Source organism: Pseudoalteromonas sp. ATL1 (genome assembly GCF_058933015.1).
Window position 1 is genome coordinate 567,929 of sequence record NZ_JBZYXL010000001.1, and the last position, 13,113, is coordinate 581,041.

The window sequence follows — 13,113 nt, forward strand, 5'->3', positions numbered from 1 at the left end:
ATTGCAAAATCTAGAGCACCATGAATTCACAAGATACCATAGTTGCACAAGCCACTGCACCAGGGCGCGGTGGTGTGGGAATAATCCGCGTATCAGGCACCTTAGCAACAACCGTCGCGCAAAAAGTGTTAGGTAAATGCCCAAAAACCCGTTATGCCGAGTATTTGCCATTTAACACGCTTGCTGGTGAGCAGCTAGACCAAGGTATCGCATTGTTTTTCAAAGGCCCTAACTCATTTACCGGCGAAGATGTTTTAGAATTACAAGGCCATGGCGGACCTATCGTCATTGATATGCTGCTCAAAGAGATCTGCCAAATAGATAAAGTGCGCTTAGCCCAACCGGGTGAGTTTTCTGAACGTGCGTTTATGAATGACAAACTGGATCTGACTCAAGCGGAAGCCATTGCCGATCTGATCAACGCCACCAGTGAACAGGCAGCCAAAAGTGCCCTGCACTCGTTGCAAGGTGATTTTTCTAAGCATATTAATACGCTGGTGGAAAAAGTGATCCACCTGCGCATGTATGTGGAAGCGGCGATTGACTTTCCAGACGAAGAAATTGACTTTTTATCTGATGGTAAAGTAAGTGGTGACCTTAACGCCATTATTGAGCAACTAGATCAAGTACGTAAGCAAGCCAAACAAGGCAGCATCATGCGTGAAGGCATGCGCGTGGTGATCGCGGGTCGCCCAAATGCGGGTAAATCAAGCTTGTTAAACGCCCTAGCAGGCCGAGAAGCCGCCATTGTTACCGATATTGCTGGCACCACCCGAGATGTACTGCGCGAACATATTCATATTGATGGCATGCCACTGCATATTATCGACACCGCAGGCCTACGCGAAAGCCCAGATAAAGTCGAGCAAATTGGTATTGAACGCGCATGGGATGAAATTCGCCAAGCCGATCATGTGTTGTTTATGGTCGATGGCACGGATACCCAAGAGAGTGACCCGACTAAGATCTGGCCCGAGTTTATGCAACAATTGCCTGATGGCATGGCCGTCACCGTGGTACGCAACAAAATAGATCTATCATCCGAAACATCAGGCATGTGCCAACAAGGTGACTACCCAGTCCTGCGTTTAAGTGCCAAAAATACCCAAGGGATTGATCTGCTACGCGACCACCTAAAAGCCTGCATTGGTTTTGAAGGTTCTACAGAAGGTGGCTTTATGGCCCGCCGCCGTCACTTGGATGCCCTAGAGCGCGCAGCGGAGCATTTAGATATAGGCAAAACACAATTAGAAATGCATATCGCCGGAGAAATTCTGGCAGAAGAGCTACGCCTCACTCAGCAGTACCTGAACGAGATCACCGGTGAATTTAGCTCCGATGACCTGCTGGGCAAAATCTTTAGTTCGTTCTGTATTGGTAAGTAGTTTTTAATCACAGTGACAGCAAAGCGGCGTGATGCGCTTTGCTGTAACAATTTATTTACCTATCACTATCTCCTTGATACTCTGTGGTTAAAAAGAGTACCAAGGACCCCATGGCACATTATCAAAACCCCGCCGCTTGGCAAATTGCGCTTGAGCGTATTCAAACAGCCTATGACACAGGCAGTGAAGAGCTTGATTTATCCAATTTAAGATTGCGTAGTATTCCCCAAGAAATTAGCTGCTTAGCTGGGCAGTTGAAAACGCTTGATATTAGTCGTTGCTCTGGGTTATTTGATATTACACACATCGCCTGTTTAACCGAGCTGACAGAACTTTCTTTACGAAGCGATGGTCTGATATCTGATTTATCTCCTTTTCTATCTTTAAAGCAGTTAAAAACACTTGATTTAAGCTGGAGTAACGCACTATGTGATATATCCATACTTAGTAATCTCTTTCAATTACAAAAACTTAATTTAAGCTGGTGTTCTAAATTAAGAAACCTATCTGGGCTTGATAACCTGACTCAATTACAACAACTTGACTTGAGCGGATGTTATGAATTAAACAACCTGTCAGAGCTTGATAATCTGACTCAATTACAGCAACTTGATTTAGGCTGGTGTAGCGCACAGAGTGATCTATCCCTGCTTAATAACCTGACTCAATTACAAAAACTTGATTTGAGCGGTTGTGATGGGCTAAACGACCTATCTTCACTCAACAACCTGACTCAATTACAGCAACTTGATTTAAGCGGGTGTCGCGCACTAGACAACCTATTTCCACTTAATAACTTGACTCAATTACAACAGCTAAATTTAAGCGGGTGTCGCGCACTAGGCAACCTATTTCCACTTAATAACTTGACTCAATTACAACAGCTAAATTTAAGCGGGTGCGATGCGCTGAGCGACCTATCCGTCCTCAATAACCTGACTCAATTACAGCAACTTGACTTGAGCGGGAGCGTTACGTTAGATGACCTATCGTCCCTGAATAACCTAACCCAATTACAACAACTTGGTTTGAACGGGTGTGATGCGTTAAACGACCTATCCGTCCTTGATAACCTGACTCATTTAAAACAACTTTATTTAAACGATTGTAGTACACTTAGCGACCTATCAGTCGTTAATAACCTGACTCAATTACAACAACTTAGTTTAATACAATGTGATGCACTGAGTGACCTATCAGTCCTCAATAACCTAACTCAATTGCAACAACTTAATTTATTCATATGTAATGCACTAAGCGATCTATCCTCCCTCAATAACTTAACACAATTACAACAGCTTATTTTAATCAAAAGTGATGCACTGAGTAACCTATCAGTCCTCAATAACCTGACTCAATTACAACAATTGGATATAAGCTGGTGTGATGCACTGAATGATCTATCCGAGCTTAATAATCTCAATCAATTACAACAGCTTGATTTAAACGGATGTGATGGGCTTAAGCATCTACCTAAATTTGCAAAAATGCCTCACTTACAAACAATTGACTTGAGCCATTGCAAAAGCTTGTCCCCGTTGTCGCAGAGTGACTTTTTAACACTCATATCTGAACTCCCGTTCCTCAATAACTTTAGAACCCATTCAAGCAACTTGAAAATAGCCGGTGTACCTGAAGAGCTAACCAAAGATATTCGTGATTTGCTGGCCCTTGAGGACTATTACTTTGCCTTACAACAATCGGGCGAAGTCACCGTTAATCAACAAAAGCTGATGATTTTAGGCAATGGCCGTATTGGTAAAACCCAACTAACGCGCAGGCTTCAAGGGCTCTCATTTGATGACACGATCCCAAGTACCCACGGTATTCAAATTAATGTATGGCAAGATAACCAAGGTAAAGATATTTATAGCTGGGACTTTGGTGGCCAAGATATTTACTTGGGCACCCACGCATTATTTTTAGATGATCGGGCCGTGTATTGCTTGCTTTGGCACCCGGATTTTGAAGATGAGAAAGTCTTTGCCGAGCAAGAGTCCGGTATACCGATGAAAAATCATTTACTCAGTTACTGGTTGGCCTACATCGACTCCATTGCGGGTGAAAAAGCCCCTGTGATTGTATGCCAAAGCCAATGTGATAGCTCATCTGAAGTTCAACAAGCCCCTATTCCAGCACATAATTTTAATTGGCTACAATCAGTGCAGATCAGCGCCAAAAATAACGATCTTAAACGTTTTCAGCCACTGCTTGATTGGGCTTTTGAGTATCAAGCAGAGCGTATTGGCGAAATTAAATTACCCAAATGCTGGTGGGCGGTGGCTCAGAAGTTACTTGAGCAAAAACAACAACAGCAAAAGGTGGTCGAAAAAGAGGCCTATCTTACCCTCTGTGCGCAGCACCAAGTCAGTGCCCCCGACAGTTTGCTCATTTATTTACACCGTTGTGGTTTGGTGTTTTATAAAGCGGGTTTATTTAACGACCAACTTATTTTAGACCAAGCGTGGGCACTGCAAGGGGTTTATAGCTTGCTAGAGCGCGGCACGACGCTGCCAGTATTACAAAAACAACACGGGCAATTCTCTCAAGCGTTACTCGCCGAGCTGCTCTGGTCAGAGTATCAATACAGTGATGATGAGCAGCAGCTGTTTTTAACCATGATGCGCCAATGTGGGGTGTGCTTTAAAATCGCCGAAGACAGCTACATTGCGCCCGGCTGCTTACCCGAACGGACGGATCAGGATATTCAGCAGCGTATTGCGCAGTTGCTGCGTGGTGCACAAGCCAAAATAGCAGTCGAACTCAACTACGCATTTTTACACGAAGGCAGCCAACGCAGTATTTTAAGTGCCATTGGTGAACAAGCAGGGAAACATGCCACGTACTGGCGCTATGGCTGTTGTTATTATGATGACAAACACCGCACCGTGGTCTACTTGCAGTGCGAAGCCAATAATCAACTCAGTGAAGATGAACTGGCCCATTACGGTCACCCAGGCCGCATACAGTTAAAACTCTACTGCGAACAAGCCCATGAGCTTGCTAACCATATCATTGACTCTATTTTGCAGAGTCATCAGCTGGGTAAAACACCCAGCGTTCATTGGCTAAAAGGACAACCTATGAATACAGAAGAACAAGCACAGCATCAAGACCCGCCATTTACCAAATTAGGGGAAGCAAGGCCATCCGAGCCGCTGCCCGAGGTGTACTTTTCTTATGCATGGGGCAGCGAAAACGATAGACATCAAAAAATATGCGATGACCTGTATGACTATGCACTAGACTTTGCAACGCCAGTGAGAGATCGAAACGCCACAAACACGGGCGATTCCATCCATGCCTTTGAGCAACAAATTGGTCATGCCAAGCTGGTGGTGGTGATCATAAGTGATAAATACCTAAAGTCTGAGCATTGTATGCGTGAGTTAAATTACTTATATCAATGCTCACTCAATAACGGGCAACTATTTAATGAACGTATATGTCCGTTTATATTGGATAATGATGAGGACTCCCCTACGGATCAAGGTGTAAATATAGATACAATGAAAGGTCGGCTCGCTTACACAAAATACTGGAAAACAGAGTTAACGGAGATTGAAAGTTTAATTAATGAGGTCGGGCATGAAGCTGCTGGTCAAGAAGCAATTAGATACCAACAAGAGATCCGCAGTTTTATGAATAATATTGCTAATATGCTCACTTGGCTTAGTGATCAAATCGTCTCGCGTGACCCTGCCAACTATCAACAAACGCTTAAAAATCTTATAAACCGAAAACATAAAAAGTGATCATCACGCTTTGTAAGGTGTGCCATTTGCTGCTGTACACCTAACAAAGCACTGTTGTTTAAAATTTATCTAAATCCACCTCAGGCAATTGCTCTAATGCGGGCTTGGCAAATAAGTAGCCTTGCATAAGCGATACGCCAGCTTGTTTTAGCCATTGGTATTCTTCTAAGCACTCCACCCCTTCTACAAGTGGCGTAATATTCAACTCGCGAAATAAACCCAAACAATGTTTAACAATGGCTTGGCGCACAGGATCACGATGAATGTTGCGGATCAAGGCCATATCCAACTTACTGATATTGGTTTGAAAATCAGCCAATAAGCCAAGACCCGAGTAGCCTGCACCAAAATCGTCAATGGCTGTCAAAAAGCCCAAAGACTGGTAATAATGCACGATAGACTTTATGTGCGCACAGTCTTCTACTTTCTCAACTTCGGTAAATTCAAACATGATATGTTCGATGGGAAAATCATAACGCTTCGCCGCCTCAATCGTTGTACGAATACAGCGTTCAGGTTTATAAATAGCATTAGGTAAAAAATTGATACTGAGTATGCTTTGCAATTTTAATGAAGCAGCCAATGAGATGGCCTTTACTCTACACAATTGATCAAACAAATAGCGATTTTCATCATTCACTTGCGAGATCACCGTAATAGCTGGCTCATCATTGATGCCACGAACAAGGGCTTCATAGCCAAAAACTTGTTGCTTAACGCAATCAACAATTGGCTGAAAAGCCATGGTGAAATCAAACTCGAGCTGTTTATTGTCCGAACAATTTGCACACGCCGAGCGCTCATACTCGATGGGTATCTGACTCATCCTTTATCCTTTACATATGATCTGTCTCTAAAGGCTAGTTGCCCTTCTTCTGCGATGCAATTTTGGGTCAAAAGTAAGCAATCCATCGCTAAAATTTGGGCACTTTGCTTTTCAACCACTCGTTAATACTCATATATGTAACAAGATCGACATCATTATGATGATCATTTCAGCATTTTTTAGATTAATTCCTTATATAGATCTGTAACCTTAGATCTAAGTACACGCGATCAACCCCTGTCGATCTACACTTATACACACCGAGTCTATCCACACTGCAAAAACACAGTTTAATACGCCCTGACAGGGCAAAATAGATCCACACAATCACGACAAAATCACTCGATACTATTGAGTTATCTAAAACTCATCGCCAGCTTATCCACAAAGAACCAACCTTTTTATTCTTTGGAATAAATTATTTATATCAACAAAATCAACCAATTAACTCAAACTATAGCAAAAAAGCACAAAACCAACGCAATATTTTTTATCCAAACAGTTTTATCGGTACTTTACTTCTGTAGATTGGCCATTAATATGTCGCGTCTAATTTATTAATACCGAATGCCATGGAACACATAGAGATCATAGTTGGGAGCCAGATGGGCTCAGCGGAATATGTTGCGGATCAACTGCAAGAGGCGCTGCAAGATCAAGATTTTAGCGTAAGAATGCATGAGCAGCCGAACTATCAAGATATCTCACAAGGGATCTGGCTGGTGGTGACCTCAACCTATGGCGCGGGTGACTATCCGGATAATCTATTGTCTTTCATCGCTGAGGTAGAACAAGCAAGCGCATTAGACCTGCTCAATTTTACAGTGGTTGGTTTGGGTGACAAAAGTTACGATACATATAACCACGCGGCAAAGAACTGTGCGCAACTACTGTTGAGTAAAGGTGCTAAGCAAATTTTGCCAAATTTAGAACTCAATGTACTTGATGAAGCATTACCTGAAGACAGTGCATTGGCGTGGCTTCCTCAGTTTGTTGCTGCGATTAAAGAAATAGGCTAACGATCTTTTCAATAAGTTATTCACAATTTATGTGATAATTAGATCGATATGTGGATAACACTTGATCCAAAGGCGGATCTAACAGGAGTTATCCATGGGATAAATTTCTTTGGATCTGGCCTTGTGTATAAGTAAGCGTTTTGATCAGAGCTTTTACGCCCCTAGATCCGATCTAATTCACATCTATTGATCCGATCTATTTAGCTGTTTTATATGATCAAAATGGGCTTATTCACAGATATGCCCGTTACTAGTAGTAAGATCTAATAAAAGATCTTTAAAAAGATCCTTATATATATTTAGTGATCGAACTTACCCGCTTTATGGGTTGTTTAATATTTAAACATTTCCCTTTAGAGTATTTCTAGGTAGAATACGCTCCCTTTCAAGATTTGCTGGTTGTTTTTAAGTAGGATCCCGTAAATGATTTATCATGAACATTTTGATGTAATTGTCGTTGGTGGTGGACATGCAGGCACTGAAGCTGCACTCGCTTCTGCTCGTATGGGTATGAACACCCTATTGTTAACACACAATATGGATACCCTTGGTCAAATGTCATGTAACCCAGCAATCGGGGGCATTGGTAAAGGTCATTTGGTTAAAGAGATCGATGCATTGGGTGGCGCAATGGCAAAAGCCATTGATAAAGGTGGAATTCAATTCAGAACATTGAATTCATCGAAAGGCCCAGCTGTACGAGCAACTCGTGCTCAAGCGGATCGCGCTTTATATAAAGCTGCTATTCAAGATATTTTGCAAAAGCAAGACAACTTAAAGATATTCCAACAATCTTGCGATGATCTGATTGTTGAACAAGATCAAGTGAAAGGCGTGGTAACACAAATGGGTTTACGTTTTTCGGCAAACTCTGTGGTACTCACTGTTGGCACCTTCTTAGGTGGTCAAATCCATATTGGTATGGAAAACTTCAAAGGTGGCCGTGCAGGTGATCCACCTTCAATTGCACTGGCACAGCGCTTACGTGAACTTCCATTTCGTGTTGACCGTTTAAAAACAGGTACTCCACCACGTATTGATGCCCGTACAGTTGATTTCTCTGTTATGCAAGTGCAGCCGGGTGATACACCAACACCGGTATTTTCATTTATGGGCAAGCAATCGGATCACCCTCAGCAGATCCCGTGTTATATCACTTATACCAATGAGCAAACACATGACGTGATCCGCGAAAATTTACATCGCTCACCTATGTATGCAGGTGTGATTGAAGGGATTGGTCCACGCTATTGCCCATCGATTGAAGATAAGATCGTTCGTTTTGCTGATAAAGAAAAGCACCAGATTTTTGTTGAACCTGAAGGTTTAACCTCATACGAATTATATCCAAATGGTATTTCAACGAGCTTACCGTTTGATGTGCAGCTACAAATTGTTCGTTCAATCAAAGGCTTTGAAAACGCCCATATCTGTCGTCCTGGTTATGCGATTGAATATGATTTCTTTGATCCACGCGATCTAAAGCAATCGCTAGAGACTAAATTTATCAGTGGTTTATTCTTTGCTGGACAAATTAATGGCACAACCGGCTATGAAGAAGCCGGTGCACAAGGTTTGATTGCTGGTATGAACGCAGCACTACAAGTGCAAGGCAAAGAAGCGTGGACACCGCGTCGTGATCAGGCCTATGTGGGCGTATTGATTGATGATCTTGCCACATTAGGGACTAAAGAGCCGTACCGCATGTTTACCAGCCGCGCAGAATACCGTTTACTGCTTCGTGAAGATAACGCAGATCTACGTTTAACTGAAAAAGGCCGAGAATTAGGCTTAGTGGATGACGCGCGTTGGGCCGCTTACAATGAAAAATTGGAAGTGATGGAGCAAGAATCGCAACGACTTAAGTCAACTTGGATCCATAAAGATCACCCAGCTTTGGCGCAAGTCAATGAGTTACTTAAAACACCGCTGACGCGTGAAGCGAGTTTGGAAGATCTGATCCGTCGCCCTGAAGTGAATTATCATGATCTGATGAAAGTTGAAGGCCTAGGATCTGATTCGACGAATATTCAAGCTTTAGAGCAAGTTGAGATCCAAACTAAGTATGCGGGCTATATTGCACGTCAACAGGATGAGATCAACAAACAGCTTCGCCATGAAGAAACGGTACTACCTGCTGACTATGATTATTCTCAGGTGAGTGGTTTATCGAATGAGGTGGTGGCTAAGCTAAGCGATGCACGTCCACAAACCATTGGTCAGGCTTCACGTATTTCTGGTATCACCCCAGCCGCTATTTCGCTATTATTAGTGTATCTGAAAAAGCAAGGGTTGCTCCGCAAGTCAGCGTAGCAGCATAGGAATACCGTGTTACAACAACAACTAACTTCTTTGTTAGCGCAAACGGATATTGCGCTAAGTGAACGTCAACAACAGCAACTCGTGCAGTATGTTGAGTTATTAGACAAATGGAACAAGGCCTACAACTTAACTTCGGTTCGTGCGCCACAAGAAATGATGGTAAAGCACATCATGGACTCTCTCGTTGTGGCACCGCACCTGAAAGGTCAAAATTACATCGATGTGGGTACTGGTCCTGGTTTACCGGGTATTGTATTAGCAATTGCCTTACCCGATACGCAATTTGTATTACTCGATAGTCTTGGTAAGCGTGTTCGCTTTTTAATGCAAGTAAAACATGCGCTTGGCTTAGATAATGTCACTCCTGTGCAGTCGCGTGTTGAAGAATATTCGCCAAGTGTTAAATTAGATGGGGTACTCAGCCGTGCGTTTGCTTCGTTAGAAGATATGGTTGAGTGGTGTTCTCATTTGATTGATAGCACCGGGCACTTTCTTGCATTGAAAGGTCAATTCCCAGCTCAGGAGCTCGAACACTTACCTGAAGGGGTGAAATTGCAGCAAGATATTCATCTTAGCGTGCCAGAGTTAGATGCAGAGCGACATTTAATTATTCTTTCTAAAGACTAGTATTCGAGGGTAACGTGGCAAAAGTCATTGCAATTGCAAACCAAAAAGGTGGCGTTGGCAAAACTACTACGGCTGTGAACCTTGCAGCATCGATGGCAGCAACCAAGCGCAAAATCTTACTCATTGATTTAGATCCTCAAGGTAACGCGACAATGGGCAGCGGTGTCGACAAGTATGGCGATGTGGCAACCATTTATGATTTGTTGATTGAAGAGCAATCAATGGATGACGTTATCTGTAAAGAGACATCGGGTGAATATCACCTGATAGCTGCAAACGGCGATGTGACTGCGGCAGAAGTTAAATTAATGGAACTATTTGCCCGCGAAGTGCGCTTGCGTAACGCGCTGGACGCCGTACAAGATAAGTACGATTTCATTTTTATTGACTGTCCGCCATCTTTGAATATGCTAACCGTGAATGCGATGGCCGCGGCAGATTCTATCTTAGTCCCAATGCAGTGTGAATATTACGCACTCGAAGGCCTAACAGCCTTGATGGATACCATCACGCAGCTGGCCAAGTTGGTCAACCCTGAATTACAAATTGAAGGGATTTTGCGTACTATGTATGATCCGCGAAATCGCCTTGCAAATGATGTTTCAGAGCAATTAAAACAGCACTTTGGTGATAAAGTGTACCGCACGGTGATCCCTCGTAATGTACGTTTGGCTGAAGCGCCGAGCTTTGGTGCCCCGGCAATGTACTATGATCGAGCGTCAAGTGGTGCGAAAGCCTATTTAGCTTTGGCAGGCGAAATGTTACGTCGTAAAGAAAAACAATCCGCAGCGGTTGCCTAAGAGGATAATTACAACATGTCGGTAAAAAAACGCGGTTTAGGCCGAGGCTTGGATGCCCTACTCAGTTCATCAAAACCAGCGCCTAGCGCTGAACCTGTTGAAGTTGGCAGTGTCGAGCATGCATCTAGCACTGCCAATGAATTAAGCTTAGATGGTGAACTTAAGCGTATCCCCATCGAGTTTTTGCGTCCTGGAAAATATCAACCGCGTAAAGATATGTCTGAGCAAGCCCTTGAAGAGCTTGCTAGCTCAATTCGTGCTCAAGGTGTATTACAACCTATCGTGGTGCGCAAAGTTGACGATAAGCAATATGAAATTATCGCCGGTGAACGCCGTTGGCGCGCTTCTCAGTTGGCTGAACTGGACGTTGTACCGTGTATTTTGAAAGATGTGCCTGATGAAGCCGCGGTGGCGATAGCCTTGATTGAGAACATTCAGCGTGAAGATCTTAACGCCATGGAAGAAGCTGTGGCTTTAGATAGGCTGTTGCATGAGTTCGAGCTAACACACCAACAAGTGGCTGATGCGGTAGGCAAGTCACGTACCACCGTTACTAATTTACTTAGACTCAATAATCTCAATGACGATGTTAAAAAAATGCTAGAGCATGGCGACATCGAAATGGGTCATGCTCGCTGTCTTTTAGCACTCGAAGGCGAGCAACAGTCTGAAGCGGCGAGAACCGCGGTTGCAAAAGCGCTCACCGTGCGTGAAACGGAAAAGTTAGTGCGCTCGATTTTGGAGCCGGTGGAGAAAAAACAAACAAAAGAAAAAGATCCAGATGTCAAATTGTTAGAACAGCAGTTAGCCGAAAATCTGGGGGCCAAGGTTGAGATAAATTATAACCAAAAAGGCAAAGGTAAATTGGTTATTTCTTATGCCAATTTAGATGAATTAGACGGCATATTAGGGCGTATTCAAGCTGACATGCAGCAACCTTCCTAACGGATGAATAATCCGCAATTGTGGTGCTGAAAAAGCACCACAATTTGTCTCATCAAGTTGCAAAATCACCAAATATAAGTATAATTTCGCCAGTTTTAAAACCCTGATTAAATTTTACACCAATAAAGGTTAACAAAAAGTGACTGAGTCGTTAGCGAGCCCATATAGGCGCGCCGCATTAAAAGGTGTTTTGTATCAGGGCGTCGTGGCATTAGCCATCGCAGTTATCGTTTTTGTATGTTGGGGAGCTTTGGCAGCTCAATCGGCACTGGCCGGTGGAGTAATAGCCGTGCTTCCCAATTTAGTATTTGCCGTTTACGCCTTTCGTTATATGGGCGCAAGCAAGGCAAACCAAGTGCATCAATCGTTTAAACGAGGCGCTGGGTTAAAATTTTTGTTAACTACTGCACTGTTTTTAGTGGCATTTAAAGTCCTGATGTTGACGCCGTCTTGGCTGATTGTCAGTTTTATCTTGGTGACCATAGTGCATTGGTGTACATCGATTTTTTTTAATCATTAACTTTTAGGAAAAACAATGGCTGCAGAACAAAGCTTACAAGGCTATATTCAGCACCACCTTACGAATGCCAAGATGTGTTCTACCGATACCGGTATTGCATTTAACAAGGCATGTAGTGAGGCAGGTTTCTGGACTTGGCATGTAGATACTTTGGCTTGGTCAATTCTATTAGGTCTTGTTTTTATCTGGATTTTCAAAAGTGCCGCAAATAAAGCGACCACTGGCGTGCCAGGTAAAATGCAATGCTTCGTAGAAATGATCGTTGAATTCGTTGACTCGAACGTGAGAGATACTTTCCACGGCAAGAGTAAACTGATTGCTCCTCTAGCTCTGACGATTTTCGTTTGGGTATTTCTAATGAACTTAATGGATTTGATCCCAGTTGACTTCCTACCATTTGCTGCAGGGCAAGTTGGTGCGGCGGCTATGGGCATGGATCCACATGACGTATACATGAAAGTGGTACCAACAACAGACGTTAACTTAACGTTTGCATTGTCACTGGGTGTATTTGCGTTAATCATCTTCTATACCATCCGTACTAAAGGTGTGATGGGCTTTGTTAAAGAGCTTACACTTCACCCATTCACAGCGAAAAACCCGCTTGTTCAAGCGTTACTTATTCCTGTGAACTTCGTGATGGAATTTATTACGTTGATTGCACGCCCTATCTCGTTGGCGCTGCGTCTACACGGTAACTTGTTTGCCGGTGAGTTGATCTTCATCATCATCGCATCAATTGGTTTATTCCAGTTACCATTGCACTTTATCTGGGCGGTATTCCACATCCTAGTTATCGTATTGCAAGCATTCGTATTTATGATGCTGACTGTTGTTTATTTAAGCATGGCAACGTCGGATCACTAATAGATATAAAAAACAAATTCATTAACTTTTAATTTTTAAATAATCGG

At 43.0% G+C, this 13,113-nt stretch carries 10 protein-coding genes; 9 read left to right on the forward strand and 1 reads right to left on the reverse strand.

Annotated elements, in window-relative coordinates; genetic code table 11:
- Window positions 1–20 precede the first annotated feature (20 nt).
- Both mnmE and AC5FX4_RS02610 read left to right on the forward strand, forming a co-directional pair.
- On the forward strand, window positions 21–1,385 hold the full coding sequence (mnmE, locus tag AC5FX4_RS02605) for a tRNA uridine-5-carboxymethylaminomethyl(34) synthesis GTPase MnmE (protein WP_493604962.1): 1,365 nt from the start codon (window positions 21–23) through the stop codon (window positions 1,383–1,385).
- 110 nt (window positions 1,386–1,495) lie between these two features.
- Window positions 1,496–5,140, forward strand: coding sequence for a COR domain-containing protein (locus tag AC5FX4_RS02610; RefSeq protein ID WP_493604963.1), 3,645 nt, complete (start codon window positions 1,496–1,498; stop codon window positions 5,138–5,140).
- A 58-nt stretch (window positions 5,141–5,198) separates the two neighbouring features.
- Here the strand turns inward: AC5FX4_RS02610 and AC5FX4_RS02615 are convergent, their stop codons facing one another.
- Window positions 5,199–5,966 carry an EAL domain-containing protein gene (locus AC5FX4_RS02615; RefSeq protein ID WP_493604964.1) on the reverse strand — a complete coding sequence of 256 codons (768 nt, stop codon included), beginning with the start codon at window positions 5,964–5,966 and terminating at the stop codon, window positions 5,199–5,201.
- 572 nt (window positions 5,967–6,538) lie between these two features.
- Between AC5FX4_RS02615 and mioC the strand changes: the two genes are divergently transcribed.
- From mioC to atpB, 7 genes are all read left to right on the forward strand, one after another.
- Window positions 6,539–6,985, forward strand: a complete 447-nt coding sequence (gene mioC / locus AC5FX4_RS02620) for an FMN-binding protein MioC (RefSeq protein WP_493604965.1) — start codon at window positions 6,539–6,541, stop codon at window positions 6,983–6,985.
- 423 nt (window positions 6,986–7,408) lie between these two features.
- A complete protein-coding gene (gene mnmG, locus AC5FX4_RS02625; protein WP_493604966.1) occupies window positions 7,409–9,298 on the forward strand; it encodes a tRNA uridine-5-carboxymethylaminomethyl(34) synthesis enzyme MnmG in 1,890 nt (629 codons plus the stop codon).
- 15 nt (window positions 9,299–9,313) lie between these two features.
- Entirely contained in the window at window positions 9,314–9,934 is a 621-nt protein-coding gene (gene rsmG, locus AC5FX4_RS02630) for a 16S rRNA (guanine(527)-N(7))-methyltransferase RsmG (RefSeq protein ID WP_493604967.1), read from the forward strand.
- Window positions 9,935–9,948: 14 nt separating this feature from the next.
- The gene (locus AC5FX4_RS02635; RefSeq protein WP_493604968.1) at window positions 9,949–10,734 is read left to right on the forward strand and encodes a ParA family protein; all 786 of its coding nucleotides are present in this window, start codon (window positions 9,949–9,951) and stop codon (window positions 10,732–10,734) included.
- Between the two features lie 15 nt (window positions 10,735–10,749).
- Complete coding sequence (locus AC5FX4_RS02640; RefSeq protein WP_493604969.1) at window positions 10,750–11,679, forward strand: ParB/RepB/Spo0J family partition protein; 930 nt, start codon at window positions 10,750–10,752, stop codon at window positions 11,677–11,679.
- A gap of 139 nt (window positions 11,680–11,818) precedes the next feature.
- Window positions 11,819–12,199, forward strand: a complete 381-nt coding sequence (locus AC5FX4_RS02645) for an ATP synthase subunit I (protein ID WP_493604970.1) — start codon at window positions 11,819–11,821, stop codon at window positions 12,197–12,199.
- Between the two features lie 15 nt (window positions 12,200–12,214).
- Window positions 12,215–13,066 carry a F0F1 ATP synthase subunit A gene (gene atpB, locus AC5FX4_RS02650; RefSeq protein WP_493604971.1) on the forward strand — a complete coding sequence of 284 codons (852 nt, stop codon included), beginning with the start codon at window positions 12,215–12,217 and terminating at the stop codon, window positions 13,064–13,066.
- Window positions 13,067–13,113 lie beyond the last annotated feature (47 nt).

What these genes read in the sequence shown, in the direction of transcription:
- mnmG (WP_493604966.1), top strand. Translation starts at nt 7,409, where the DNA reads ATGATTTATCATGAACATTTTGATGTAATTGTCGTTGGTGGTGGACAT.
- mioC (WP_493604965.1), top strand. Translation starts at nt 6,539, where the DNA reads ATGGAACACATAGAGATCATAGTTGGGAGCCAGATGGGCTCAGCGGAA.
- AC5FX4_RS02615 (WP_493604964.1), bottom strand. Translation starts at nt 5,966, where the DNA reads ATGAGTCAGATACCCATCGAGTATGAGCGCTCGGCGTGTGCAAATTGT.
- mnmE (WP_493604962.1), top strand. Translation starts at nt 21, where the DNA reads ATGAATTCACAAGATACCATAGTTGCACAAGCCACTGCACCAGGGCGC.
- AC5FX4_RS02640 (WP_493604969.1), top strand. Translation starts at nt 10,750, where the DNA reads ATGTCGGTAAAAAAACGCGGTTTAGGCCGAGGCTTGGATGCCCTACTC.
- atpB (WP_493604971.1), top strand. Translation starts at nt 12,215, where the DNA reads ATGGCTGCAGAACAAAGCTTACAAGGCTATATTCAGCACCACCTTACG.
- AC5FX4_RS02610 (WP_493604963.1), top strand. Translation starts at nt 1,496, where the DNA reads ATGGCACATTATCAAAACCCCGCCGCTTGGCAAATTGCGCTTGAGCGT.